This is a genomic window from Achromobacter sp. PD1, from assembly GCF_048541815.1.
GTDB lineage: Bacteria > Pseudomonadota > Gammaproteobacteria > Burkholderiales > Burkholderiaceae_B > Achromobacter > Achromobacter bronchisepticus_A.
In genome coordinates, this window is the sequence record NZ_CP183349.1 from 2771378 (window position 1) to 2795935 (window position 24558).

At 66.8% G+C, this 24558-nt stretch carries 22 protein-coding genes; 7 read left to right on the forward strand and 15 right to left on the reverse strand.

Annotated elements, in window-relative coordinates:
- Nucleotides 1–143 precede the first annotated feature (143 nt).
- The 5 genes from ACM1PE_RS13010 to ACM1PE_RS13030 all read right to left on the reverse strand — a co-directional run bounded on the left by ACM1PE_RS13010 (nucleotide 144) and on the right by ACM1PE_RS13030 (nucleotide 8025).
- Nucleotides 144–2768, reverse strand: a complete 2625-nt coding sequence (locus ACM1PE_RS13010; protein WP_419343496.1) for an AAA family ATPase — start codon at nucleotides 2766–2768, stop codon at nucleotides 144–146.
- Nucleotides 2765–3892 (reverse strand): metallophosphoesterase family protein, encoded by a 1128-nt coding sequence (locus ACM1PE_RS13015; protein ID WP_419343497.1) that lies wholly within the window; start codon nucleotides 3890–3892, stop codon nucleotides 2765–2767. The genes ACM1PE_RS13010 and ACM1PE_RS13015 overlap by 4 nt, the downstream gene beginning before the upstream one ends.
- A gap of 40 nt (nucleotides 3893–3932) precedes the next feature.
- Nucleotides 3933–5726 (reverse strand): acyl-CoA dehydrogenase family protein, encoded by a 1794-nt coding sequence (locus ACM1PE_RS13020; protein ID WP_419343498.1) that lies wholly within the window; start codon nucleotides 5724–5726, stop codon nucleotides 3933–3935.
- Nucleotides 5727–5798: 72 nt separating this feature from the next.
- Entirely contained in the window at nucleotides 5799–7025 is a 1227-nt protein-coding gene (locus tag ACM1PE_RS13025) for a CaiB/BaiF CoA transferase family protein (RefSeq protein ID WP_419343500.1), read from the reverse strand.
- 31 nt (nucleotides 7026–7056) lie between these two features.
- The gene (locus ACM1PE_RS13030) at nucleotides 7057–8025 is read right to left on the reverse strand and encodes a Bug family tripartite tricarboxylate transporter substrate binding protein (protein WP_059380053.1); all 969 of its coding nucleotides are present in this window, start codon (nucleotides 8023–8025) and stop codon (nucleotides 7057–7059) included.
- Nucleotides 8026–8208: 183 nt separating this feature from the next.
- On the opposite strand from ACM1PE_RS13030, the gene ACM1PE_RS13035 reads away from it, so the two are divergent.
- A complete protein-coding gene (locus ACM1PE_RS13035) occupies nucleotides 8209–9093 on the forward strand; it encodes a LysR family transcriptional regulator (RefSeq protein ID WP_059380052.1) in 885 nt (294 codons plus the stop codon).
- Nucleotides 9094–9177: 84 nt separating this feature from the next.
- Here the strand turns inward: ACM1PE_RS13035 and ACM1PE_RS13040 are convergent, their stop codons facing one another.
- Nucleotides 9178–10479 carry a D-amino acid dehydrogenase gene (locus tag ACM1PE_RS13040; RefSeq protein ID WP_059380051.1) on the reverse strand — a complete coding sequence of 434 codons (1302 nt, stop codon included), beginning with the start codon at nucleotides 10477–10479 and terminating at the stop codon, nucleotides 9178–9180.
- A 135-nt stretch (nucleotides 10480–10614) separates the two neighbouring features.
- Between ACM1PE_RS13040 and ACM1PE_RS13045 the strand changes: the two genes are divergently transcribed.
- From ACM1PE_RS13045 to ACM1PE_RS13065, 5 genes are all read left to right on the forward strand, one after another.
- Complete coding sequence (locus ACM1PE_RS13045; protein WP_013394098.1) at nucleotides 10615–11082, forward strand: winged helix-turn-helix transcriptional regulator; 468 nt, start codon at nucleotides 10615–10617, stop codon at nucleotides 11080–11082.
- A gap of 127 nt (nucleotides 11083–11209) precedes the next feature.
- Nucleotides 11210–11869 (forward strand): DUF502 domain-containing protein, encoded by a 660-nt coding sequence (locus tag ACM1PE_RS13050; RefSeq protein ID WP_419343836.1) that lies wholly within the window; start codon nucleotides 11210–11212, stop codon nucleotides 11867–11869.
- A gap of 35 nt (nucleotides 11870–11904) precedes the next feature.
- Nucleotides 11905–12150, forward strand: coding sequence for an RNA-binding S4 domain-containing protein (locus ACM1PE_RS13055; protein WP_059380049.1), 246 nt, complete (start codon nucleotides 11905–11907; stop codon nucleotides 12148–12150).
- Nucleotides 12151–12182: 32 nt separating this feature from the next.
- Nucleotides 12183–12758, forward strand: a complete 576-nt coding sequence (locus ACM1PE_RS13060; protein ID WP_059380048.1) for a restriction endonuclease — start codon at nucleotides 12183–12185, stop codon at nucleotides 12756–12758.
- A 13-nt stretch (nucleotides 12759–12771) separates the two neighbouring features.
- Nucleotides 12772–13143 (forward strand): DUF2784 domain-containing protein, encoded by a 372-nt coding sequence (locus ACM1PE_RS13065; protein WP_419343501.1) that lies wholly within the window; start codon nucleotides 12772–12774, stop codon nucleotides 13141–13143.
- Nucleotides 13144–13151: 8 nt separating this feature from the next.
- Here the strand turns inward: ACM1PE_RS13065 and ACM1PE_RS13070 are convergent, their stop codons facing one another.
- The 3 genes from ACM1PE_RS13070 to ACM1PE_RS13080 form a co-directional block, all read right to left on the reverse strand.
- Entirely contained in the window at nucleotides 13152–14279 is a 1128-nt protein-coding gene (locus ACM1PE_RS13070) for an acyl-CoA dehydrogenase family protein (protein ID WP_059380046.1), read from the reverse strand.
- A gap of 135 nt (nucleotides 14280–14414) precedes the next feature.
- Nucleotides 14415–16232: a glycoside hydrolase family 15 protein gene (locus ACM1PE_RS13075; RefSeq protein ID WP_059380045.1), complete on the reverse strand. Its 1818-nt coding sequence runs from the start codon at nucleotides 16230–16232 to the stop codon at nucleotides 14415–14417.
- 3 nt (nucleotides 16233–16235) lie between these two features.
- On the reverse strand, nucleotides 16236–17057 hold the full coding sequence (locus tag ACM1PE_RS13080; RefSeq protein ID WP_118932068.1) for a glucose 1-dehydrogenase: 822 nt from the start codon (nucleotides 17055–17057) through the stop codon (nucleotides 16236–16238).
- 125 nt (nucleotides 17058–17182) lie between these two features.
- Here ACM1PE_RS13080 and ACM1PE_RS13085 point away from each other — a divergent pair, with 125 nt between their 5' ends.
- Nucleotides 17183–18259, forward strand: coding sequence for a sensor domain-containing diguanylate cyclase (locus ACM1PE_RS13085; protein WP_223283339.1), 1077 nt, complete (start codon nucleotides 17183–17185; stop codon nucleotides 18257–18259).
- 60 nt (nucleotides 18260–18319) lie between these two features.
- Here the strand turns inward: ACM1PE_RS13085 and ACM1PE_RS13090 are convergent, their stop codons facing one another.
- The 6 genes from ACM1PE_RS13090 to ACM1PE_RS13115 form a co-directional block, all read right to left on the reverse strand.
- Nucleotides 18320–20050, reverse strand: a complete 1731-nt coding sequence (locus tag ACM1PE_RS13090; protein WP_054453885.1) for an ABC transporter substrate-binding protein — start codon at nucleotides 20048–20050, stop codon at nucleotides 18320–18322.
- Nucleotides 20051–20166: 116 nt separating this feature from the next.
- Entirely contained in the window at nucleotides 20167–20475 is a 309-nt protein-coding gene (locus tag ACM1PE_RS13095; protein ID WP_059380042.1) for a DUF2160 domain-containing protein, read from the reverse strand.
- Nucleotides 20476–20494: 19 nt separating this feature from the next.
- Complete coding sequence (locus ACM1PE_RS13100) at nucleotides 20495–21307, reverse strand: carbohydrate ABC transporter permease (RefSeq protein WP_059380041.1); 813 nt, start codon at nucleotides 21305–21307, stop codon at nucleotides 20495–20497.
- A complete protein-coding gene (locus tag ACM1PE_RS13105; protein ID WP_118932070.1) occupies nucleotides 21300–22190 on the reverse strand; it encodes a carbohydrate ABC transporter permease in 891 nt (296 codons plus the stop codon). Before ACM1PE_RS13105 ends, ACM1PE_RS13100 begins: the two co-directional genes overlap by 8 nt.
- A complete protein-coding gene (locus ACM1PE_RS13110; RefSeq protein WP_059380039.1) occupies nucleotides 22187–23275 on the reverse strand; it encodes an ABC transporter ATP-binding protein in 1089 nt (362 codons plus the stop codon). The genes ACM1PE_RS13105 and ACM1PE_RS13110 overlap by 4 nt, the downstream gene beginning before the upstream one ends.
- On the reverse strand, nucleotides 23275–24360 hold the full coding sequence (locus tag ACM1PE_RS13115) for an ABC transporter ATP-binding protein (RefSeq protein WP_059380038.1): 1086 nt from the start codon (nucleotides 24358–24360) through the stop codon (nucleotides 23275–23277). The genes ACM1PE_RS13110 and ACM1PE_RS13115 overlap by 1 nt, the downstream gene beginning before the upstream one ends.
- Nucleotides 24361–24558 lie beyond the last annotated feature (198 nt).

Consider the following 24558-nt stretch of genomic DNA (forward strand, 5'->3'; position numbering starts at 1 on the left):
GACAGGAGAAAAACCGGGGGAAACTGCGGAGCGCCGGGACAGCACACGCGCACGCGTATCCGCTGCGCAGGCAGCGGATGCGAAATCGGCGAAGGACGTGTGGTCAGGCATGGGGCGTAGCCTACCGGCTGCGCGCGGCGCGGTCAAGCGATGCGCCGCTGCTCCACGCCCATGTCGCGCCATGCTTCGCCATGGCAGGTGAACATCAGGATCTGATGCCGCGTGGCCGCGTCGAATAGCGCGCGCTTCATGAAGTCGCGCCGCATGTCGTCCGTGTGGACCAGCGCGTCGTCGAGCAGCAGCAGCGTCGGCCGCCCTGCTTCGCGCAGCAGGTCGGCATAGGCGAAGCGGGCCAGGATGCCCAGCTGTTCACGCGTGCCGAAGCTGAGCGCGGACAGCTGGTCCTCGCCACCGGCGCGGCGTAACGCCATGGGCAACAAGGCATCGTCCAGCCGCAGGTCGGCTTCGGGGAACAGCAGCGCCAGGTAGTGGTTCAACCGGCGCGCCAGCGGCGCCTGCAGGCGTTGCGTGGCCGCGGCGCGCTTGTCCGCCAGCAGCTTTTGCAGGAGTTCCAGCGCAGCGGCGCGGCGAGCGAAGTCGGCGCGCCGCCGTTCCAGGCGTTCGCAGGCGGCCTCGGCCTCGGACAGGCGTTCGCCCAGCCCCTGGGCGCCCGCCTGGTCCAGTTTGCCTTGCAACTGCAGGATTTCGCCGTGGCGCTTGTGCTGCGCCTCGCGCTCGATGGCGGCGGACTTCTCGTAGCGCTGCACATCCTGTTCGACCAGTTCGGGGCGGTGGCCAGCCAATGCCGCCTGCGCGTCGCGCACGCGGCGCTCCAGCTCGTCGTGGCTGCTGCGCGCTTCGGCAAGCCGGCCCGCGCGGGCCTGCCGTTGCGCTGCGCGCTCCGGTGATTGAAGCTCGGCATTGCGCGCCGCCGCCTGGTTTTCCAGCAATTGGGCGCGCGCGCCGTCGGTATCCATGGCGCGCTGCGCGGCGGCCAGCGCGGTTTCGGCCTGCGCCGCAACCGTCTCGGCTTCACGCAGGGACTGCAGCGCCGCGGGCAAATCGCCGCCGTCCGCTGCGGGCGCAGCCGGCAGCTTGTCCAGTCGTTCCTGCAATTGCGCGCGGCGCGCCAGCGCGTCATCACGCTGGCCCCGCAACACGTCCACGCCCTTGGGCGCATGGATGCCCAGCGTCTTGCGCATGCCTTCCAGTTCGCGCAGCAAGGCGCCGTAGCGGGCATGGCGTTGCTCGGCCTGCGCCAGGCTTTCGACGTCCAGGCGTTGCAGCAAGGCCGCGCTGGCCGCCCGGGCCGCGTCGATTTCGCGCTTGAGCGCGGGCAGGTCCTTGCCGCCCGGTTCGATGCGCAAGCGCCCGACGCCCGGCAGTTCCAGTTCGGCGGCTGCCGTCAGCAAGACCTCGTCGGCGCCGCTCAGCATCCGGCCGTCCAACAGCGCCCGGCCGCCCGCTTCCAGCTGATAGGACAGGCGCGTGGCGCTGGCCTGCTGCTGCAATTGCAGATTGGCCAGTTCGCGTTCGCGCTTGCGCAAGGCTTCCATGTCGGCGTCGGCGATTTCGAGACGCATGGTCTCGGCCTTGAGCGCGGAACCCTGCTCGATCAATGCGGTGACTTCATTCAATGCGCCGTCCAGGCGTTCGATCTCCGCGCCCAGCTGGACCAGTTGATGCTCCAGGTCGCGCCGGTCGGCCACGGCCTGCACCGCGGTGACGCGCTGGCGCGCTGCGTCCATCGCGGCGGCATGCGCCTGGCGCTGCTGTTGGGCTCGCGCCAGCGGTTCGCGCGCGGCCTCGACCCGGGCGCGCGCGGCGCGGGCCTCGTGGACCAGGGCTTGCAGTTCGGCCTCGTCCTGCTGGTCGCGCCGGACCTGGTCCTGCAACAGCGCCAGCGTCTGCGCGGCCTGCGCCTGTTCGCGGCGCAGACCGTCGAAGGCTTCGCGCTCCTTGGCCAGCGCGGCCAGGCGCGCGCGCGCTTCGGCCGCCTTGGCCTCGAAGTCCTTCCAGGGTTCGCCGGCCTGGGCGCGCTCGTGGTCGCGACGCAATTCGGCCAGGCGGTCCACGTCGGCGTTCAGTTGCGCCATGGCCTGCGCGCATTCGTCGCGTTCGGCCGCGGCGCGCGCCAGCGCGTCCTCCGCTTCCTTGTAGGCGCCCTTGGGGCGGCCATTGCGCGCGTCCAGCAGCGCGCCGCGCTCAGCGGCCACGCGCTCGTAGAGGCGGTCGCCATCGCCCGAAGCCAGTTCGCCGGACAGTTGCGTCAGAGCTTCGCGCAGATGCGCGCCCGCATGGCCGGCCGCTTCCTGCAGGTTCTGGCCGTCGCCCTGCTGGATCCACAACAGGCCGGGTATGCCCGCCAGGTCCGGCTTGCTCTGGCCGCGTCCCGGCAATTCAAAGCCCAGCAAGGCGGCCAGCGCGTTTTCGGCTTCTTCGCCGTCCAGGCGCTGCGCGCCGCCATCGATCAGCAGTTCGCAGCGGGCGCGCGACAGGAATTGCTTCTTCAGGACGTAGCTGTGCCCGGCATGCGTGAATTCCAGTTCCACGCTGGGCCGCGCGCCGGACTCGCCGTGCGGCGCCAGGTCGGCGACCTTGCTGGTGCTGTAGCGTTCGAGAAAGGCGGAACGGATGGCCGCGGCCACGGTGCTCTTGCCGGCTTCGTTCGGGCCCACGAACAGGTTCAGGCCATCCTGCAGACCCTCCAGCGCCATGGGCTGGCGGAACTTGCGGAATTCTTCCAGGGCGATGCGCGACAGCTTCATTTGGCGGCTCCCGGCGCGGCGCTTTCGCGTTGGAACCGCAGCAGCAGCCGCAATGCCTCGCCAGCGACCGCGGATTGGTCCGGATCGGCCTGCAGCGCCTGCAATTGCGCCGCGACTTCACCCACGTAGCCGCTGGCGCGCAGTTCAGCCAGGTCGGCTTCGTCCGGTTCCAGCATGAGGCCGGACAGGTCCGGCAACAGCGCGCGCACTTGCGCTGCGGCCTGGTCCACGGCGCGTTGCAGCGCCTCCCAGGTTTCCATGTTGACGTGCCCCTGCACTTCCAGCCGCAGGACATCTTCCGCACGCAGCGCTGCCATGCGCGCCGCCAGCGCCTGCGCGTCCGAGGGCAGGCTCAGCGTTTCCGTCCAGGCCGACCAGCGGTACTTGCCCGTGGCCAGCCGCTCGACGGCGGGCGTGGCGCCCGGCGCCTCGATGCGCACATGCAGCGCGTACCCGGGCTCGTTGCCGCGAAAGCGGTCCTGCTCCGGCGTGCCGGCATACCAGGTACGCTCGTCAATGGACAGGCAGCCGTGCCAGTCGCCCAGCGCCAGGTAGTCCAGGCGCGCGCACGCCGCACGGTCCGGGGCGATGGGATTGGTGGCGTCTATGGTGTCCGGCAGGCGGCCCGCCACGCTGCCGTGCGCCAGGCCCACGCGGATGCGGCCGGCTTCGGTTTCCAGCGCGTCGAAGGCCTGGGTCACGTCGTCGTAGGTATGGCGTTGCGTCAGGGGCGCGGCCAGCACGGCGAGATTGATCGCCGCCAGATCGACCACGCCAGTGCGCAGCGGCACATGCACGTTGGATGGAATGCAGCCCAGCTGCATCGCCCGGCTCCAGACGCTGTCGGCCAGCGCGGCGTCATGGTTGCCGGCGATCATGACCCAAGGCCCGGCGTAAGCGGCCATGGCCGCGAACAGCCGGCGTATCGTGCGGTCCGACACGCCCTGCGTGTCGAACACGTCGCCCGCCACCAGCACGGCGTCCACGCCGCGTTCGGCCGCCAGCGCGGCGATGCGGGCCACGACGTCGAAGCGCGCCTCGGCCAGCATGGCGGCGTCGTCGGTTTCAAACTGGCCGTATTGTCGGCCGATCTGCCAGTCGGCGGTGTGCAGGAAATGGGTCATGCGCGGAATTGTAAGAGCAAGACCCCTGCCGCGGCTCCTCTCAGGATGACAAAGCCAGCACCGGCAGAACCTGCGCCAGCGTCAAGGGCTCGGTTTGCAGCATCAGCCTGTCTCCCTGCGTCTCTGCGTCCGCCTCGGCGTCGCGCAGGGGATCGGCGGGCAGCAGATAGTGGCGCAGCACCGCGTCGGCAAGCAGCAGGCGGCGCGCATCCACCCCGGGCTGGCAGCTCTCCCAGGCCATGAACACCGCCGCCGATGCGTAATAGAGTGCGGATGCCGCGCGGCGCACCTGCGCCTCATGCTGTTCGTCCGTCCCGACGGCCTGGGCCAGGCTGACGGCGCGGCGCAGGCAGTCCCGCGCCGTTGCGCGCCAGGCGCGGGGCAAGGCGGACGCCTCCTCCAGCTTGCTCTCCAGCAAGGCCGACAAGGCCTCGTGCGCCCGATCCTTGCGCACGGCGCGCTGGATCGCGTCGAGCGCGTTGATGTTGCTGGTTCCCTCCCATAGCACGCCTATGTGCGCGTCTCGCACCAGCCGGGCATTGACGAAGTCTTCGATGTAGCCGTTGCCACCGCGTATCTCCATCGCGCCCGTTGCCACGGCGATGTTGTCCCGGCACGTGCGCAGCTTGAGCAGCGGCGTCAGCAGCCGCAGCGCCTGGGCGGCGTGCGCAGCGCCCTCCTGCGCCCGCCGCATGATGTCGGCCGTGGCCATGACCATGGACAACGCCGCTTCCGTCGGCGTCAGCAGTTTCAACAACTGGCGGCGCAGCAGCGGATAGCCGATGACATCGCGTCCGAACGCCCGCCGATGGCGCGCGGCCAGCATGGCCTCGTTGAGGCAGCGCCGCATCATTGCCGCCGCGCACACGCCGTGCGACAAACGCGACAGGTTGACCTGCTCCATCATGTGCTTGAGTCCCTGGTCCGCCTCCCCCACCAGGTACGCCTGGGCGCCTTCCAGGCGAATCTCGCCGCTGGCCATCGAGCGCGTGCCCAGCTTGTCCTTCAGCCGGACGATGCGATAGGCATTGCGGCTGCCGTCTTCCAGGCGCCGCGGCATCGCAAACAGAGCCAAGCCGCGCGTGCCCGCCGACGCGCCTTCGGGACGGGCCAACAGCAAGGCGATGTCCGCGTCGGTGTGCGAGCAGAACCATTTTTCCCCGTACAGGCGCCAGATCCCGTCAGTCTGGCGGGCCACGGTTTCCAGGGCACCCACGTCGGACCCCCCAGTCTTCTCCGTCATGAATTGCGTTCCCTTCCAGAGCGCGGCCGGGTCGCTGGACAGCATGCGCGGCAGCAGCTTTTCCTTCAGGGCGGGGCTGCCGAATTTCCTGATCAGATGGATCGAGGTATCGGATACGCTGATCGGACACATCTGGCCGAACTCGGCCTGGACAAACAAGTATTGCAGCGCATACTTCGCCACCGGCGGCAGCGGCGCATCACAGCCCAGCACGCCGGCGCGATGGCTCATGGCATGGAACTGGAAATCCGCGAACGCGATATGTTCCATCTCCTGGTAGGCCGGGTGGTACTCGATCCAGTCTTCGTCCTCGCCCCAGCGCGTGCGCGCGTGCAGCACTGGCGGATACTTGTCCGCCACGGTTGCCAAGGCATTGAGGCGCCCCCCCGCCAATTGCCCCATGCGCTGGAACTGCGGCAGGAGCTGCGCATGCGCGGCAGCGGGCAGGTACAGCCTCAGCAGGTCCTGCAGACCCCGATCCAGCGCGTAGAAATCCAGGCCTGCGCAGTCGGGCGCGAGGAAATGGGAGCTCTGCGAAGAGCGCTCTGGACGCGGGCGTACGTATTCATCGTATCTGGCTGAAAATGACATGGACAGCTCCTGAAGGTCGTGGACGGACGCCGCGCCTGATGCGGCGCGCGGGCATGCGTCGGCAATGGAAAATCAGATGACGCCGGCAGCGCGCAAATGCGTCAGCGCGGCATCCGAGTAGCCAAGACGCTGCGTCAGCACGTCTCTTGTGTGCTCGCCCAACACGGGCGGACCCGCGGCATGGTCCAGCGGCGTCGCCGAAAACCGCATGGGGCTGGCGATGCCCGGGCAGGTGCCGCCCGTCGACAAGGGCAAATCCACGCGCAGGCCGCGGTGCACGACCTGCGGATCGGTGAAGGTCTCGGAGTAGGTGTTGATCGGTCCGCTGGGCACCCCCGCAAGTTCCAGCCGCTGCTGCCACGCCTCGCTGGTATCCGTCTTCATGATTTCAGCCAGCAGGGGCAACAGCGTGTCGCGATGGGTCAGACGCCCGCTGACCTTGGCATAGCGCGGGTCTTGCGCCAGGTCCGGCCGCTGGATCTCCTGGCAATAGGCCGCGAACTGGCTGTCGTTGCCCACGGCCACGATCAAGCGTCCATCCCGTGTGTCGAACACCTGGTATGGCACTGCGTTGGCGTGCGCGTTGCCATAGCGCTTGGGCGCCTTGCCGGACACCAGGTAGTTCACGGCGGGGTTGCTGCCGAACGCCAGCACGCAGTCCAGCAAGGCCATGTCTATGTGCTGCCCCTGCCCGCTGCGTTCGCGCCAGGCCAAGGCGGCCGCAATCGCCAGGCTGGCGTACATGCCCGTGGTGATGTCCGCCACGGCAACCCCTACTTTCTGCGGCCCTGCGCCGGGCAGGCCATCGGCCTCGCCGGTGACGCTCATCAAGCCGCCCATGCCCTGAAAAATGAAGTCGTACCCCGGCCGGTGACGATACGGCCCGGTCTGCCCGAATCCCGTGATCGAGCAATAGACCAGCGCGGGGTTGTCGGCGCGCAGGTCTTCATAACTCAATCCATAGCGCGCCAGGGTGCCGACCTTGTAGTTTTCCACCAGCACGTCCGAGTCCGCCGCCAGCCGGCGGACGATGTCCTGGCCTTCGGCGGTGGAAATGTCCACCGTCACGGATTTCTTGCCGCGATTGGTCGACGCGTAGTAGCCCGAATCCTCGCGCGGCCGCTCTCCCGCATCAGGCATCCAGGGCGGCCCCCAGCCGCGGGTATCGTCGCCAGCGCCAGGGCGTTCGATCTTGATCACGTCCGCGCCCAGGTCGGCAAGGTTCTGCGTGCACCAGGGCCCTGCCAGCACGCGGGTCAGGTCGAGCACGCGAATATGGGATAAAGGTTTGATTGCCATGTGTCTTGAGCCTCGATGCCGATGCGGCGCTTTAATCGATGCGGATGTCCGCGTCCTTGATGACCTGCCCATAGCGCGCGCTTTCCTCGCGCATGTAGGCGCTGAAGGCGTCGCCGAAGTACCCCACCGGCTCTCCCCCGGTGCGCAGCAGGGCTTCGCGCACGTCGGCCTGGGTCATGATCTGTTCGATGGCGCCGCTCAGCGACTTGACGATGGCCGGCGGCGTGCCCGATGGCGCCAGGATGCCGACCCACGCGGACATCCTCATATCCGGGTAGCCCAGTTCCGCCGTGGTCGGCAATTGCGGCAGCACCGCGGAGCGCTTGTCGCTCATGACGGCCAGCGCGGTCAGCTTGCCGGCCTGGATCTGCGGCAAGCCCGTGAATGCGGGTTCGAACGTGACGGAGACTTCGCCGCCCATCACCGCCGCCTTGGCAGGCGCGCTGCCCTTGTACGGCACATGCAGGAGATTGACGCTGGCCCGGGATCGCAGCATCTCGCCGGCCAGGTGCGCCGTCGAGCCAGCGCCGTACGAGGCATAACTGAACTCGCCCGGCTTGGCCTGGGCCAGGCCCACAAACTGCGCCAGCGTCTGCGCCGGGACCTTCGGGTTGACGACGATGACGCTGGGCGTGCTGGCCACCAGCGCAATCGGCGCAAAGCTCTTGACCGCGTCATACGGCAATTTCGGGTACAGCCAGGGATTGATTGTCAGCGTGGTGTTGGTTGCCGCCAGCAAGGTGTAGCCGTCGGGCTTGGCGTTGGCCACCATCTCCGCGCCGATGATGGTGGCGGCGCCCGCGCGGTTTTCCACGATCACCGGCTGGCCCAGCCGTTCGCCAAGCTTCTGGCCGATGACGCGCGCCACTACGTCGGTCATGCCGCCGGCCGAGTACGGCACGATCAGACGGATGGGCATGCGGGGATAGTCCTGCGCTTTTGCGGCGCTGGCGGCAAGCAATGCGCTGGCGGCCAGCGCGATGAGGCTAGGGATACGCACGAGAGTCTCCTTGGGGGATCGATCGCGGGTCTGTGCCCGGATTCATTGCCGCATGTCGCCGCGGTGAAACCCATTATTGGCAACGTGATTATTCTCGTCCAATATATTTTTTTGTGCTATTCATACAGATATTGGATCAATCTTTTCCAGCCTGTCAGAGTCCCCTAGTCCGCGAGCCTCTCCATGGATCTGCGTCAACTCCGCTACTTCGTGGCCGTCGCCGAGGAGCTGCATTTCGGCAGGGCCGCCAAGCGCCTGTCCATCAGCCAGCCTCCCCTCAGCTTCAACATCCGCCAGCTGGAATCCTCGCTAGGCATGGAACTGCTGCGGCGCACCACGCGCGAAGTGGCGCTGACCGAGGCCGGCAAGGTGATCTATAGGGAAGCGTTGAAACTGCTGGCGCTGGCGCGCGACGCCGAGGAACAGGCGCGCCGCGCCGCCAATGGCGAAGCCGGCGCCGTGCATATCGGATTCGTGGGCTCGTCGTTCCTGACACGGCTGGCGTCCGACGTCCGGGCCTTCTGCGTGGCGCGGCCGGACGTCGAGGTGGTGCTGTACGAACTCAGCAGCTACGAACAAATCGACGCGCTGCTGCGCGGCCAGATCGATATCGGGATCGTGCATCCCCGGGTGATGCCATCCGGCGTCGCGTCACGCGTACTGCACCGCGAGGACTTCGTCTGCCTGCTGCCGGCAACGCATCCCCTGGCCGGACTCCAGACGATAGCCGCGCAGCAGTTGCAACACGACGACTTCGTGCTGTTTCCCCGGGATTTCTCGCCGGGCTACTACGACAAGATACTGGCGCTTTGCCTGCAGGCCGGCTTCACGCCGCATATCCGCCACAAGGTCCGCAACATGCTGACGATCGCCACCCTGGTATCGCATGAATTCGGCGTGTCGCTGGTTCCAGCTTCGCTGGGAAAGGTGCAATTGCCGAATCTGGTTTGCCGTCCCCTGACGCATGCGTCGACCCCGTCGGATCTGCGCGGCATCTGGCGTCACGATGAAACGCAGCCCGCCGTGCTGGCCATGCTGGAGCAATTGGCGCAAGCGCAGCAGCCGTGAAGACAGCGGCCCCGCCGGCGTTCTGCGCTGGCGGGGCCGCTGCAGGCCAGGCTTGCGGCCTGGGCCGAGGTGAGGAAACAGTAATCAGGCGCTCTTGCCGTCCAGCACCAGCGACTGGCTGGGCGCCGCCTTGCGGTCGTAGCGCGACAGGTCCAGGCCATCGGTGCGGATGGCGGGACGCTGGCCCATGACCTGGTCGGCCACCAGCTTGCCCGAGCCGCAGGCCATGGTCCAGCCCAGCGTGCCGTGGCCGGTGTTCAGGTACAGGTTGCCGTAGCGGGTCGCGCCGACCACCGGGGTGCCGTCCGGCGTCATGGGACGCAGGCCAGTCCAGAACTCGGCCTGGGCCACGTGGCCGCTGCCCGGGAACAGGTCGTTGACGACCAGCTCCAGCGTCTTGCGGCGGGCCTCCTTCAGGCGCAGATCGAAGCCCGCGATCTCGGCCATGCCGCCCACGCGGATGCGCTGGTCGAAACGCGTCACGGCGATCTTGTAGGTTTCATCCAGGATGGTCGAAACCGGCGCGGCCGATTCGTCCGCCATGGGGATGGTCAGCGAATAACCCTTGAGCGGATACACCGGCAGGTCCAGGTCCAGCGGCTTGAGGAAATCGCGCGTGTAGCTGCCGAAGGCGGCGACATAGCGGTCGGCGGTCAGCACTTCATTGCCCACGCGCACGCCGGTGATCTGGCCGCCGGCCGTGTTCAGGCCCGACACCGTCTGGCCGAAACGGAACTCCACGCCCAGACCCTTGGCCAATTCGGCCAGGCGCGTCGTGAACAGCTGGCAGTCGCCGGTTTCGTCATTGGGCAGGCGCAGGCCGCCGCTCAGCTTGTGCAGCGAGCGCGCCAGGGCGGGTTCGGCCGTCACCAGGCGATTGCGGTCCAGCAGTTCGTAGGGCACGCCCACTTCTTCCAGCACCGCGATGTCGCGGCGGGCGGCTTCCAGCTGGGCCTCGGTGCGGAACAGCTGCAGCGTGCCGCGGGTGCGCTCTTCGTAGTGGATGCCGGTGGACTGGCGCAGTTCGCGCAGGCAATCGCGGCTGTACTCGGACAGGCGCAGCATGCGCTCCTTGTTCACCGCGTAGCGTTCGGCCGAACAGTTGGCCAGCATGGACGCCATCCATTTCAGCTGGAACAGGCTGCCGTCCAGGCGGATCGCCAGCGGGGCATGCTTCTGGAACAGCCACTTGATGGCCTTCAGCGGAATGCCGGGCGCGGCCCAGGGCGTGGAATAACCCGGCGAAACCTGTCCGGCGTTGGCGTAGCTGGTCTCCTGCGCCGCCGAAGGCTGGCGGTCCAGCACCGTGACTTTGGCGCCCTGGAGGGCCAGATAATAGGCGGTGGTGGTGCCGATGACGCCGCTGCCGAGGACGATGACGTGCATGATTCTTTCCGGTGATTGGTTTTGTTCAGGAATTTCGGTAGTCTATGGGCCTCTTAGCAGTGAAAAGCACTGAAGATTTTGCTTTGCCAGTGCTTTTTCCCGGCCACCTCCTATTTTTCGATCGCCAAAAGTGAAATGCGCGAGCTAGACCGTATCGACCTGAAAATCCTGGATATCCTGCAGCGGGAAGGCCGCATTTCCGTGACCGAACTGGCCGACCGGATCAGCCTGTCCGCCACCCCCTGCTCCGACCGCGTCAAGCGCATGGAGCGCGAAGGCGTCATCACGGGTTACCATGCGCGCGTCAATCCGGCTGCGCTGGGCAAGAACCTGCTGGTCTTCCTGGAGATCAAACTGTCGGCCAAGTCCGGCGACGTGTTCGACAAGGTCAAGAAAGAACTGCTGTACGTGCCCGAAGTCATGGAATGCCATCTGGTATCCGGCGACTTCGACTATCTGGTCAAGGCCCGCCTGACCGAAATGAACGAATACCGCCGTCTCCTCGGCGAAATCCTCAAGCGCCTACCCGCGTCCGCCGAATCTCGCAGCTACGTGGTCATGGAGGAGATCAAGGAGACGCTGTACCTGCCCGTGGACCGCTAGGCGCGCGCCGCTTCCGCTGGCCGCACGCCGATTGTTACCGGTCGGGTCCGCGCTGGCTGCTATGCTGGCGGCCCCTCGGCGCGTGCCTTTGCCGCATAATCCGACCCTAATTTATTTGCCTATGTCTATGACCCGTCTCTACAAGTACTTCTTCCGCGGACTGATCACGGTCCTGCCGCTGGCCCTGACGATCTACCTGCTCTACATCTTCCTGGCGTGGACCGAAGCCGTGGCGCTGACCTTCCTGCGCCCCTTCATCGGCGGGTTCTACGTGCCGGGCATGGGCCTGGCGCTGGGCATCCTCGGCATCCTGGCCATCGGCTACCTCGTATCCAAGGAACGCGTGCAGCGCGTGCTGGTGCTGCTGGAAATGCCGTTCACCAACCTGCCGGTGGTCAAGAGCATCTATTCGTCGCTGAAGAGTTTCGCGGACTATTTCTCCCCCAGTTCCAAGAACACCGCCCAGCAGGTCGTGATCCTGCGCGTGCCTGGCCAACAGCTGGAGCTGGTCGGCCTGGTCACGCGCCGCAACATGGAAGGCTTGCCCGAAGGCTTCAGCCAGGGCGAGCGCGTGGCCGTGTACCTGCCGATGGGCTACATGATCGGCGGCTATACCGTGTTCGTGCCGCAGGAATGGGTCCAGCCCATCCAGATGTCGGTCGAGGAAGCCATGCGTTCGTCCCTGATCGCCTGGATGGCTCGCGCCGAAACCACCAACAACCGTCCCGCCGTGCAGGAGCCTCCCGCCCCCGCGCAGGACGGCGCCAACGGCGGCGGCCAGGCCTGAGCGCCCCGCCCTCACCTCTCTACCAAACTCTCGCTATGCCCATCATCGAATTCACGCTGGCCGAAGGCAGCCCCTATATTGAAGTGAACCAGCTGCTCAAGGCCACCGGCGTGTGCGACAGCGGCGGCGCGGGCAAGATGCTGGTGGCCGAAGGCCACGTCAGCGTGGGCGGCGTGGTCGAAAGCCGCAAGACGGCCAAGATCCGCGCCGGCCAGATCGTGACCTGCGGCGACGTGCGCATCGTCGTGCGCGGCCCCGACGCTGGCGGCCAGGACGCCTGAAGCCATTACAACCCGCCCGACCGCGAGCCGCCATGAAACTCAAGATGTCCCAGAACTCCATTTTTGCCGTGCTGCTGCGTTCGCCCTGGTGGATGAGCGCCGGCGTGGCCGTGCTGCTGTCGGCCGCCGGCTTTGCCGCGCTGCCGCTGGAGTACGCCGCGATGGGCGTGTTCGCGGCGGTGCCGTTCGCGGTCATCGCCATCATGGCGGCCTACAAGCAATTGCGCGCGCCCTCGGGCGCGCGGGTGCAGGCCGTGGCCGAAGCCGCCGCCGGCATGTCCTGGGCGGATTTTTCCAAAACCGTCGAAGCGGGCTTTCGCCGCGACGGCTGTGAAGTGCAACGCCTGCAACTGCCCGGCGCCGATTTCGCGCTGACCAAGGACGGCCACGTCGCGCTGGTCAGCGCCAAGCGCTGGAAAGCCGCGCGCGTCGGCGTCGAACCGCTGCGCGAGCTGCAGGCCGCGCGCGAAAAGCGCGGGGCGCGCGAAGCGATATACATCGCGCTTGGCGAGGTCTCGGACAATGCGCTGCAATACGCCAAGTCGCAGGGCGTGTCGCTGATGACGGCGCCCGAACTGGCCAAGCTGCTGCGCGACCTCAAGCCCTGAGCCGGGTGCGGCCATGAGCTACCGCGTGCTTGCAGACCTTGTGCTGGCCGTGCATGGCCTCTTTGTTGCCTTCGTGGTGTTCGGCGGACTGCTGGCGCTGTGGAAGCGCTGGATCGCCTACCTGCACCTGCCGGCGCTGGCCTGGGGCGCGCTGGTGATAGGCATGGGCTGGATCTGCCCGCTGACGCCGCTGGAGATTTCGCTGCGCCAGCAGGCCGGCCAGCAAGGCTATGGCGGCGGCTTCATCGAACACTACGTACTGGCGCTGATCTACCCCGAAGGCATCACTCGCGGCACGCAGATCGTGCTGGCGGCCTTGCTGATCGTGGGCAACGTCATCGTCTACGCGCTGTGGGCGCGGTGCGGCCGGCGCCAGCCGGCCTAGTCTACCGTTTACAAGGCCCGGGCGATCACCAGGCGCTGGATGTCGCTGGTGCCCTCGTAGATCTGGCAGACGCGCACGTCGCGATAGATGCGCTCGACCGGAAAATCCTTCAGATAGCCGTAGCCGCCCAGCGTCTGGATGGCGGCGGAGCAGACCTTTTCGGCCATCTCGGAGGCGAACAGCTTGGCCATGGACGCTTCCGTCAGCGCCGGCCTGCCGGCTTCGCGCAAGGCTGCCGCATGCAGCACCATCTGGCGCGCCGCATGGATCTGCGTGGCCATGTCGGCCAGGCGGAACGCGACCGCCTGATGCTCCATGATGGGTTTGCCGAAGGCCTGCCGGTCGCGCGCATAGTCACGCGCGCACTCGTAGGCCGCGCGCGCCATGCCCACGGATTGGGACGCGATGCCGATGCGCCCGCCCTCCAGGTTGGACAGGGCGATCTTGTAGCCCTCGCCCTCCGCGCCCAGCCGGCAGGCCGCCGGAATGCGCATGTCCTCGAACGCGATCTGGCAGGTGTCGGAAGCATGCTGGCCCAGCTTGTCTTCCACCCTCAGCACCTTGTAGCCCGGAGTATCGGTAGGCACGATGAAGGCCGAGATGCCGCGCTTGCCGGCATCCGGGTCGGTCACGGCGAACACGATCACGACCTGGCCGCTGCGCCCCGACGTGATGAACTGCTTGGCGCCATTCAGGATGTAGTCGTCGCCATCGCGGCGCGCCCGGGTGTGCAGGCTGCTGGCGTCCGAGCCCGCCTGCGGCTCGGTCAGCGCAAATCCGCCGATATGCTCGCCCGTTGCCAGCGGACGCAGGAACTGTTCTTTCTGCGCGTCGGTGCCGAACTTCAGGATGGGCATGCAGGCGACCGAATTGTGCACGCTCATGATGGTGGAGCAGGCGCCATTGCCAGCCGCGATTTCCTCCAGCGCGACGGCGTACGAGATATACCCGCTGTCGTTGCCGTCCCAGGCTTCGGGCACCAGCATGCCGAAAAAGCCCAGCTGCGCCATTTCGGCGATGGCGTCGGCGGGATAGTGATGCTCGCGGTCCCAGCGTTCCGAGTTGGGCGCCAGGCGCTCCTGCGCGAAGCGGCGCGCCATTTCCTGGACGCTGAGCTGTTCTTCCGTCAAAAGCATGCTTGTCTCTCCTGGATGCGGTGGCGGCCGACGCGCGGCCTGCTCTGCTCTGTTCTGCGGTTCGGCCCACCTTGGGGCGACCGTTAGATCGCCAGAATACACCGGGCCGGCAAACGCGGGACGCCGCTGCGCGGCCTATTCCCGCGGCGCGTCCTGCTCGGAACGCTGACGCGCCGGACCGCTGGCGCGGCTCAGGTTGTAGGCGGTATTGACCAGCCCGATGTGCGAGAACCCTTGCGGGAAGTTGCCCACCAGGCGGCGCCGGGCCACGTCGTATTCCTCGGCCAGCAGGCCCAGGTCGTTGCGCAGCCCCAGCAGCCGCTCGAACAGGCGTTCGGCGTCATCGATGCGCCCCTGCATGACGTAGGCGTCGGCCAGCCAGAAGCTGCAGGCCAGGAACACCCCTTCGTCGCCCGGCAAGCCGTCGCTGGCATGCTGGTTGGAATAGCGCAGCAGCAGGCCGTCGCGCAGCAGTTCGCGCTCGATAGCGCGCACCGTGCCAGTGACGCGCGGATCGTCCGCGGGCAGGAAACCCACCTGGGGGATGAGCAGCAGGCTGGCATCCAGCTCGTCCGACCCATAGCTCTGCACGAAGCTGCCGCGGGCCTGGTTGTAGCCATGCTTGCAGATGTCCGCCCGGATGCGGTCGGCCAGGCGCTGCCATTCATCGCGCGGCCCGCGCAGGCCGAAGCGATCGCAGGATTGCACCGCGCGGTCGAAGGCCACCCAGCACATCAAGCGCGAATGCGTGAAGGCGCGGCGCTCGCCCCGCACTTCCCAGATGCCGTGGTCCAGATCCTGCCAACGGCGCTTCAACGGCTCCAGCAGCACGTTCTGCAGGCGCCAGGCCTCGGCCAGCGGCGCCAGGTCCGCGGCGCGCGCCGCATACAGGGTTTCGATCAGCTCGCCATAGACGTCCAGCTGGCTCTGGCCGGCGGCGCCGTTGCCGCGGCGCACCGGCAGGCTGCCCTCATAGCCCGGCAGCCAGGGGATTTCAAGTTCGGGCAGCCAGCGTTCGCCGGCGATGCCGTACATGATCTGCAACTGGTCGGGATGCCCGGCCACTGCGCGCAACAGCCATTGGCGCCAGGCCTCGGCCTCCTCTCGGTAGCCTGCATTGAGCAAGGCGTACAAGGTCAGCGCCGAATCGCGCAGCCAGCAGTGCCGGTAGTCCCAGTTGCGGCTGCCGCCCAGGGCTTCCGGCAGCGAGGTCGTGGGCGCGGCGATGATGCCGCCGGTCGGGTGAAAGGTCAGCAGCTTCAAGGTAATCAGCGAGCGCACCACGGCGTCGCGGCCTTCCTCGCTGCCCTCCCAGCGGCAGCGCTTGGCCCATTCCTGCCACCAGGAAATGGTGCGGTCCATGCTTTCCACGCGGTCCGGCACGAAATGCGGGGTGCGGTGCGAACGGTGGTAAGACAGCGTGAACGGCACCACCCGGCCCGGATGCACGGTGAAGCGCGCCGTGGTGGTGAGTTCGTGCCCGGCCAGGTCCACCGGCGTGTGCAGCTCGACCGCGTCGGGGCCCGCGATGGCGCTCAGGCCATAGTCACGCCGGCGCACCCAGGGCACGGCCTGCCCATAGTTGAAGCGTAGCTCCATCTCCATGTCCATCTGCACGTGTCCGGATTCGCCGCGCACGATGCGCACCACGTCGGCGCGCTCGTCGTCGTCGCTCAAGGGCATGAAGTCGTACAGCAGCGCCGTGCCCGAGCCGGTTTCGTAGCGCGTTTCCAGCACCGCGGTATCCGGCACGTAGCGGCGCGATACCGTGCAGTTCCGTGCGTGCGGCGCGATGCGCCAGCGTCCATGCCGTTCATCGCCCAGCAGCGCCGCGAAGCAGGCGGGCGAATCGAAATGCGGCAGGCACAGCCAATCGATGGAGCCGTCGCGCGCCACCAGCGCGGCGGACAGCATATTGCCGATCAGGCCATAGTCTTCCAGGGGCTTGGACATGGCCTAGCCCGCGCCACGGAATTCGGGATACAGCGTCATGCCGCCGTCGACGAACAGGGTCGTGCCGGTGACGTAATCGGACGCGTCGCTGGCCAGCCACACGGCGGCCTGCGCCACGTCTTCGGGTTCGCCGATGCGGCCGTAGGGAATCAGCTGCAACAGCCTGGCCAGGCTTTCCGGCGTATCCCAGGCCGGCTGGTTGATGGCTGTGCGTATGGCGCCCGGCGCAATCGAATTGACGCGTATCCGGGCCGGCGCCAGCTCCTGCGCCAGCGATTTCATCAGCATCGACACGCCACCCTTGGATGCCGCGTAGTTCACCTGGAAGGCCCAGGGTATGGCCTCGTGCACGGAACTGATGAAAACGATGTTGCCCGCCGCCAGCCTCTGCCGCGCCGGGTCGACCGGTTGCGACTGGAACTGCCGCGCAGCGGCGCGCGCACATAGGAACTGTCCCGTCAGGTTCACGTCGATGACGCGCTGCCAGTCGGCCAGCGTCATGTCCGCAATCGGCGCGGGATGTTCTATGCCCGCGTTGTTGACCAGGATGTCCAGCCGCCCGTAATGCTGCAGCGCCTGCGCAAACAGGTGCTCCACCTCGGACTCCTTGCTGATGTCGGCGGCCGCGGTGACGGCCGAACCGCCCTGCCGCTGGATCGCTTCGGCGACGGCCGCGGCCCGCCCCTGCGAATCGCCGCCCGCGCGATGATTCACCACCACCTGCGCGCCAGCAGCCGCCAGCCCGATCGCGATGGCCCGGCCGATGCCGGAGGATGCGCCTGTCACCACGGCCACCCGGCCGCGCAGTTCGCTCGCGTGATGCATGCCTGCCTCCCTGGCGGCCGCTACCCGTCGAGCCCGGCCGCCGCGTGTGGAAAGTCCAGGGTAGTCCTGCGCGACGGTTCCATGCAAGCCGCTGCGCAGCGTGCATAATGCCCACCCATATGCCCATGCTTCCTGGAGACGCCGTGCTGGATCCGATACTTGCAGAACTGTCGACCACCCTGCCCGAGGCCAAGTCGGTCGAACAGCTGACGCGCCCGCTGCTGGACATGCTGGGCGCGGTGACCGGGCTGGAATCCACCTACCTCACGTCCATCGACCTGAAGGCCGATCTCCAGCGCATCCGCTACGCGCGCAACGCCGGAACACTGCAAATCCCCGAAGGCCTGTCCGTGCCCTGGGACGACACGCTGTGCAAACGCGCGCTGGACGAAGGCCGCATGTGCACCAGCGACGTCTCCAGCTGCTGGCCGGATTCCGACGCCGCCCGGCAACTGGGCATCCAAACCTATCTGAGCGCGCCGGTGCGCACGGATGAGGGCGTGCTGTTCGGCACCCTGTGCGCCGCCAGCGCCACGCAGCACCGGATCGAGCCGCAGGCCGAATCGGTGCTGAAACTGTTCTCCAGCGTGATCGCCCGCTTCCTGGAACGCGAAATGCTGATGGAACAGCTGCATGCCGCCAACGTCCAGCTCATGTCGTATGCGCTGACCGACGCGCTGACCGGCCTGCCCAACCGCCGCGCGCTCTACGAGGCGCTGGACCGTCTGCAGGCGCGCGCCATCCGCGAAGGCGGCAGCGTGCTGGTGGGCGTGATCGACCTGGACGGTTTCAAGGGCATCAACGACGTCTATGGCCACCAGCAAGGCGATGTGTTCCTGCAGGAAGTGTCGCGCCGCATCTCCGCGGCGCTGCGCGGTTCGGACATGCTGGGTCGCATGGGCGGCGACGAATTCGTGCTGATCGGCCCCGGCCCGGCCCTGGCTGCGGGCGACGGCCCCCATGGCGTGCACGCGCCGCGCGGCGATGCCGAGGAAGCCGCCCGTTCCCTGGAAGAGCGCGCCACCGCCGCCACCGTGGGCCGCTACCAGCTCGGCGACGCAACCGTCCCGTACGAAGGCGCCAGCGTCGGCGTGGTGGCGCTGGACCCGCGCGGCCTGGACGCCGAAGCCGCCGTGCGCCTGGCCGACACTCGCATGTATGAAGTCAAGCGCGCGCGCAAGGCGGCGCGGGTCATACACTGACGGGCAAAAAAAGGACCCGGCGCATTGCCGGGTCCGGGCCGTCTGCGGCGTTCGGCCGGCTTACCTCACCTTGCCCTGCTTCCACGCATCGAGCAGCTTCTCATAGGCGATCGTCTCGCCCTTGGGCTTTTCGTTGGCCAGTTTCTTCCACGGCGCATGCTGGTCCGACAGCCACTTGCTGGGGTCGCTCTTGGGGTTGAGCTTGGGCGCGCACTGCGCCATGCCGGCCCGCTCCAGCCGCGCCATGACCTGATCCATTTCATTGGCCAGGTTGTCCATGGCGGCCTGCGGGGTCTTTTCGCCGGTGACCGCGGTGGCGACGTTCTTCCACCACAGCTGCGCCAGCTTGGGATAGTCAGGCACGTTGTTGCCGGTGGGCGTCCACGCCACGCGCGCCGGGCTGCGGTAGAACTCGATCAGGCCGCCGTAGTTCGCCGCGTTCTTGGTGAAGAACTCGCTGTTGATGTCGCTGTCGCGGATGAAGGTCAGGCCGGTGATGGACTTCTTCAGCGACACCGACTTGGACGTGACGAACTGCGCGTACAGCCAGGCCGCCGCCATCTTGTCCGGGTTGGTGGACTTGAAGAAGGTCCACGAGCCCACGTCCTGGTAGCCGTTCTGCATGCCGTCCTTCCAGTACGGGCCGTAGGGCGACGGGGCCATGCGCCACTTCGGCGTGCCATCATCGTTGACCACCGGCAGGCCCTTCTTGGTCATGTCGGCGGTGAAGGCCGTGTACCAGAAGATCTGCTGCGCGATCTGTCCCTGGGCGGGCACCGGGCCGGATTCCGAGAAGGTCATGCCCATGGCCTGCTGCGGCGCATACTTCTTCATCCAGTCCACGTACTTGGTCAGGGCATAGACCGCGGCCGGACTGTTGGTGGCGCCGCCGCGCGCCACCGACGCGCCGACCGGCGTGCACTTGTCGTCCGCCACGCGGATGCCCCACTCGTCCACCGGCATGCCGTTGGGCAGGCCCTTGTCGGCGGCGCCGGCCATGGACAGCCACGCGTCGGTGAAGCGCCAGCCCAGCGACGGGTCCTTCTTGCCGTAGTCCATGTGGCCATAGACCTTCTTGCCGTCCAGTTCCTTGACGTCGTTGGAGAAGAAGTCGGCGATGTCTTCATAGGCGGACCAATTGGTGGGCACGCCCAGCTCGTAGCCGTACTTGGCCTTGAACTTGTCCTTCAGGTCCTGCCGCGCGAACCAGTCGGCGCGGAACCAGTAGACGTTGGCGAACTGCTGGTCCGGCAGCTGGTAGAGCTTGCCGTCTGGCGCGGTGGTGAACTTGGTGCCGATGAAGTCCTTCAGGTCCAGGTTGGGATTGGTCCATTCCTTGCCCGCGCCGGCCATGTAGTCGGACAGGGGCAGGATGGCGCCGTAGCGGTAGTGCGTGCCGATCAGGTCGGAATCCGAAATCCAGCCGTCGTAGATGGATTTTCCGGACTGCATCGAGGTCTGCAGCTTCTCGACCACGTCGCCTTCCTGGATCAGGTCGTGGTTGACCTTGATGCCGGTGATCTCCGAAAAAGCCTTGGCCAGCGTCTTGGACTCGTACTCGTGCGTGGTGATGGTTTCCGACACCACGCTGATCTCGTTCACTCCCTTGGCCTTGAGCTTGGCGGCGGCCTCGATGAACCATTTCATCTCGGCCATCTGCTGGTCCTTGGACAGCGATGAAGGTTGGAACTCCGAATCGACCCACTTCTTCGCTTCCGGTTCGCCAGCCCAGGCCGCCGAAGTCCCGATCAGGGCGATGGCGGCTGCCATGGCGTGCATGCGCAATTTCATGACCTGTCTCCTCGATAAGTCTTCCCCATCGTTTGCTGCGGACCGCTGGCCGGGGAAGACGCTGGCCGATAGTCCTTACCAACCGCTTGAATACGCGAAGGGTCTGACGCCCCTCTTCAGCCTTTCCTCATGACGAATGCCAGCAGCAGCATGGACGCGATGAAACTGATCCAAACCGATGGCGGCTCGTCCAGCGAAAACCATTCCGCTGCCTTTTGGCCTAACCCCAGGAACGCCAGATTGAGCCAGGCCGCGGCCATCAGGCCGATGAAAAGCCGGTCGCCGCGCGTGGTGCGCAGGGGCAGGAAGCCCTTGCGCTCGGCCGTGGGCGATTTCAGTTCCCACACCGTCATGCCGACCAGCATCAGCACGATGCAGGAAAAGAACACGGCGACGGGAGTGGTCCATACCATCCAGCTGAACATGAGCGCGCTCTCCTTGCCTCTACACCCGGCCCATCGCGAAGCCCTTCGCGATGTAATGCCGCACGAACCAGATGACGATGCCGCCCGGCACGATGGTCAGCACGCCCGCCGCGGCCAGCACGCCCCAGTCCATGCCGGAAGCCGACACGGTGCGGGTCATGGTGGCGACGATGGGCTTGGCGTTGACCGAGGTCAGCGTGCGCGCCAGCAGCAGCTCCACCCAGCTGAACATGAAGCAGAAAAATGCCGCCACGCCCACGCCCGACTTGATCAGCGGCAGGAAGATCGTCAGGAAAAAGCGCGGGAAGGAATAGCCGTCGACATAGGCGGTCTCGTCGATCTCGCGCGGCACGCCGGACATGAAGCCCTCCAGGATCCAGACCGCCAGCGGCACGTTGAACACCAGGTGCGCAAGCGCCACGGCCAGGTGCGTGTCCATCAGGCCGAAGGAGCTATAGAGCTGGAAGAACGGCAGCAGGAACACCGCGGGCGGCGTCATGCGGTTGGTCAGCAGCCAGAAGAACACGTGCTTGTCGCCGATGAAGCGGTAGCGCGAAAAGGCGTAGGCCGCCGGCAGCGCCACGGCCAGGGAAATCACCGTGTTGATGACCACGTAGATCAGCGAATTGATGTAGCCGGAGTACCAGGCCGGGTCGGTGAAGATGGTTCGATAGTGCTCGAAGGTGAAGTCGCGCGGCCACAGCGTCAGGGTGCTGACGATCTCCGTGTTCGTCTTGAACGACATGTTCAGCATCCAGTACAGCGGCAGGATGGCGAAGATCAGGTACAGGGTCAGGAAGACGCCGCGCCAGCGGGAATTTTTCTCACGCATTTGCGCGCTCCTCGTCAAAGCCGCCAGTGGTTCCGGCGCGCTGCATCCAGTTGTAGAGGATGAAGCACAAGAGCAGGATGATCAGGAAATAGATGATGGAGAACGCGGCCGCCGGCCCCAGGTCGAACTGGCCCACCGCCTTCTGCGTCAGGTACTGCGACAGGAAGGTGGTGGCGTTGCCCGGCCCGCCGCCCGTCAGTACGAAGGGCTCGGTGTAGATCATGAAGCTGTCCATGAAGCGCAGCAGCACCGCGATCATGAGTACGCCGCGCATCTTGGGCAGCTGGATGTAGCGGAACACCGCCAGGCGCGAGGCGCCGTCGATGCGGGCAGCCTGGTAATAGGCGTCCGGTATGGCGCGCAAGCCCGCGTAGCACAGCAGCGCCACCAGCGGCGTCCAGTGCCATACGTCCATGATCAGCACCGTGACCCAGGCGTCGAAGTCGTTGCCGGTGTAGTTGTAGTCCACGCCCAACCACGACAGCGTGGCCCCCAGCAGGCCGATGTCGGTGCGCCCGAACACCTGCCAGATGGTGCCCACCACGTTCCAGGGGATCAGCAGCGACAGCGCGATGATCACCAGCACCGCGGAAGCGCGCCAACCGCTGGCGGGCATGGACAGGGCCAGCAGTATGCCCAGCGGGATCTCGATGGCCAGCACGGCCAGAGAAAAGCCGATCTGGCGGAACAGCGCGCCATGCAGTTCTTCATCCTGCAGCACGGCGGCGTACCACTCGGTGCCGACGAAGACGCGGCGCTCGGGCGAGATGATGTCCTGCACCGAATAGTTGACGATGGTCATCAGCGGCAGGATGGCCGAGAACGCCACGCACAGCACCACGGGCAAGACCAGGAACCAGGCCCGGTGATCTATGGGTTTCATCGGATCAGCTCCTCGTCGCGGTAAAAGCAGGTGTGCGGATTCAGTACCGACAGCCAGACCGTGCCGCCGGCCGCGGCCGGGACGATGTTGCTGGCCAGCCGGGCGCGCACCGGCGCGCCCTCGAAGTCCGCCACCAGCAGCGTGTAGGTGCCCACGTCCTGCACCCGCTCCACGCGCATGGCCACGGCGCCGGGCGCGCCCGGCTCGGTGATGCGCAAGTATTCCGGCCGCACGCCCAGCTTCACGGGACCCGCGCCGTCCAGCTTTGCCGCCATCTCCGCCGGCAGCCCGGCGACGCGGCTCTTGCCCACTTCCAACCCGCCGTCGCGCCATTGCGCCGGCAGGAAGTTCATGCCCGGCGAGCCGATGAAATGGCCCACGAAGGTATGCGCCGGCCGCTGGAACAAGTCATCCGCGGTCCCGACCTGCACCGCCCTGCCGCGCGCCATCACCATGACCTCGTCGGCAAAGGTCAGCGCCTCGGTCTGGTCGTGCGTCACGTAGATCAGCGTCAGCTTGAACTCGTGGTGGATTTCCTTGAGCTTGCGCCGCAACTCCCACTTGAGCTGCGGGTCGATCACGGTCAGCGGCTCGTCGAACAGGATGGCCGACACGTCGCTGCGCACCAGACCGCGCCCCAGCGAAATCTTCTGCTTGGCGTCGGCGGTCAGGCCGCTGGCGCGCCGGTCCAGCACATGCGACATCTCCAGCATCTCGGCGATGCGCCCGACGCGTTCGCCGATGAGCTTGGGCGCCATGCCGCGGTTGCGCAGCGGAAACGCCAGGTTCTCGGCCACGGTCATGGTGTCGTACACCACCGGAAACTGGAATACCTGGGCGATGTTGCGCGCCTGCGGGGTCTTGTCCGTGACGTCCTGGCCGTCGAACAGGATGCGCCCGTGCGACGGCCGCAGCAGGCCCGACACGCAATTGAGCAGCGTGGTCTTGCCGCAACCGGACGGCCCCAGCAAGGCGTAGGCCCCGCCGTCCTTGAAGGTGAAGGAAAGCGGCAGCAGCGCATAGTCCTCGTCGGTCTTGGGGTCTGCAACGTAGGAATGGGACAGGTCCAGCTCGATCTGCGCCATCAGGCCGCCTCCCCCGCGCCCGCCGGCTGCCGCGGCGCCGCCAGCAGCGCGCCGCCCGCGCCGAAGGCGTAGGTCTGCGCCGGATCGAAATAGAACTGCACGCGGTGGTCCAGCGTATAGCGGTGGACCCCGGGCAATTGCGCCACCACGTCGCCCGCCTCCGTCTGGGCGTGCACGAAGGTGTCGGACCCGGAGATCTCGGCCAGCTTCACCACCCCGGGCAGCACGATGTGGCCAGGCCGCGGCTCGACATCGAGGGCGCCGGCGCGCAGGCCGGCGGTAATCTCCGTATCGGCGCCTTGCGGCAGCGCCCGTTCCACCGCCAGGTCTCCGTGCAGCACGAAGCCGGACGCCGTGCGGCGCGCGGCAAACAGATTCATGGGCGGATCGCTGAAGGCGCGGGCCACGCGGATGGAATTGGGGCGGTGAAAGACCTCGGCCGTGGGACCGTATTGCAGCAGTTCGCCCGCATCCAGCACCGCGGTGTGGCCGCCCAGCAACAGGGCCTCGCCCGGCTCGGTAGTGGCATAGACCACCGTGGAGCGTCCTTCGGCGAACAACTCGGAAAGTTCGTCGCGCAGTTCCTCGCGCAGCTTGTAGTCCAGGTTCACCAGGGGCTCGTCCAGCAGGATGAGCGGCGCGTCCTTGGCCAGCGCCCGGGCCAGCGCCACCCGCTGCTGCTGCCCGCCGGACAGCTCCGAGGGATAGCGTTCCAGCAGATGATCGATGTGCAGCCGCGCCGCCATGGCGCGGACTTTTTCGCCGATGTCCGCCGCCCCGCGCAGCTTGAGCGGCGAAGCGATGTTGTCGTAGACCGACATGGAGGGGTAATTGATGAACTGCTGGTAGACCATGGCGACATTGCGCTGGCGCACTGGCACGCCGGTCACGTCGGCGCCGTCGACCAGCACGCGGCCTTCGGTGGGCCGGTCCAGCCCGGCCATGATGCGCATCAGCGAGGTCTTGCCCGCCAGGGTGGCCCCCAGCAATACCGTCATGGCGCCCTCGACGGGGGCCAGGCTCATGGGATACAGGTGCGTCTGCGAGCCGGCCCGCAAACCTACCCTGTCCAAGTTCAGCTGCATCTGGTCTCCTCTACCTACTTATACGTCCCTGTTTTTTACGGCGGACTTCGGTATTCGGTACAGCGGCTCGGCCTGCATTCAAGCGAACAGCAGGATGAGCATACTCTTTCAGATAGCTTTCGTTTATTGTGCGTTTTACTCAAGAAGCGAACAAAAAACAATCTTGCGGCGCGGCATTATTTTTCGCTTTTGTTGTTT

Bases quoted from the DNA above. Each gene is read 5' to 3' on its own strand.
- ACM1PE_RS13090 (WP_054453885.1), bottom strand. From the start codon at position 20,050: ATGAAATTGCGCATGCACGCCATGGCAGCCGCCATCGCCCTGATCGGG.
- ACM1PE_RS13075 (WP_059380045.1), bottom strand. From the start codon at position 16,232: ATGTCCAAGCCCCTGGAAGACTATGGCCTGATCGGCAATATGCTGTCC.
- ACM1PE_RS13045 (WP_013394098.1), top strand. From the start codon at position 10,615: ATGCGCGAGCTAGACCGTATCGACCTGAAAATCCTGGATATCCTGCAG.
- ACM1PE_RS13095 (WP_059380042.1), bottom strand. From the start codon at position 20,475: ATGTTCAGCTGGATGGTATGGACCACTCCCGTCGCCGTGTTCTTTTCC.
- ACM1PE_RS13110 (WP_059380039.1), bottom strand. From the start codon at position 23,275: ATGGCGCAGATCGAGCTGGACCTGTCCCATTCCTACGTTGCAGACCCC.
- ACM1PE_RS13080 (WP_118932068.1), bottom strand. From the start codon at position 17,057: ATGCATCACGCGAGCGAACTGCGCGGCCGGGTGGCCGTGGTGACAGGC.
- ACM1PE_RS13060 (WP_059380048.1), top strand. From the start codon at position 12,183: ATGAAACTCAAGATGTCCCAGAACTCCATTTTTGCCGTGCTGCTGCGT.
- ACM1PE_RS13065 (WP_419343501.1), top strand. From the start codon at position 12,772: ATGAGCTACCGCGTGCTTGCAGACCTTGTGCTGGCCGTGCATGGCCTC.
- ACM1PE_RS13015 (WP_419343497.1), bottom strand. From the start codon at position 3,892: ATGACCCATTTCCTGCACACCGCCGACTGGCAGATCGGCCGACAATAC.
- ACM1PE_RS13035 (WP_059380052.1), top strand. From the start codon at position 8,209: ATGGATCTGCGTCAACTCCGCTACTTCGTGGCCGTCGCCGAGGAGCTG.
- ACM1PE_RS13115 (WP_059380038.1), bottom strand. From the start codon at position 24,360: ATGCAGCTGAACTTGGACAGGGTAGGTTTGCGGGCCGGCTCGCAGACG.
- ACM1PE_RS13050 (WP_419343836.1), top strand. From the start codon at position 11,210: ATGACCCGTCTCTACAAGTACTTCTTCCGCGGACTGATCACGGTCCTG.
- ACM1PE_RS13025 (WP_419343500.1), bottom strand. From the start codon at position 7,025: ATGGCAATCAAACCTTTATCCCATATTCGCGTGCTCGACCTGACCCGC.
- ACM1PE_RS13100 (WP_059380041.1), bottom strand. From the start codon at position 21,307: ATGCGTGAGAAAAATTCCCGCTGGCGCGGCGTCTTCCTGACCCTGTAC.
- ACM1PE_RS13105 (WP_118932070.1), bottom strand. From the start codon at position 22,190: ATGAAACCCATAGATCACCGGGCCTGGTTCCTGGTCTTGCCCGTGGTG.
- ACM1PE_RS13020 (WP_419343498.1), bottom strand. From the start codon at position 5,726: ATGTCATTTTCAGCCAGATACGATGAATACGTACGCCCGCGTCCAGAG.
- ACM1PE_RS13085 (WP_223283339.1), top strand. From the start codon at position 17,183: ATGCTTCCTGGAGACGCCGTGCTGGATCCGATACTTGCAGAACTGTCG.
- ACM1PE_RS13055 (WP_059380049.1), top strand. From the start codon at position 11,905: ATGCCCATCATCGAATTCACGCTGGCCGAAGGCAGCCCCTATATTGAA.
- ACM1PE_RS13070 (WP_059380046.1), bottom strand. From the start codon at position 14,279: ATGCTTTTGACGGAAGAACAGCTCAGCGTCCAGGAAATGGCGCGCCGC.
- ACM1PE_RS13040 (WP_059380051.1), bottom strand. From the start codon at position 10,479: ATGCACGTCATCGTCCTCGGCAGCGGCGTCATCGGCACCACCACCGCC.
- ACM1PE_RS13010 (WP_419343496.1), bottom strand. From the start codon at position 2,768: ATGAAGCTGTCGCGCATCGCCCTGGAAGAATTCCGCAAGTTCCGCCAG.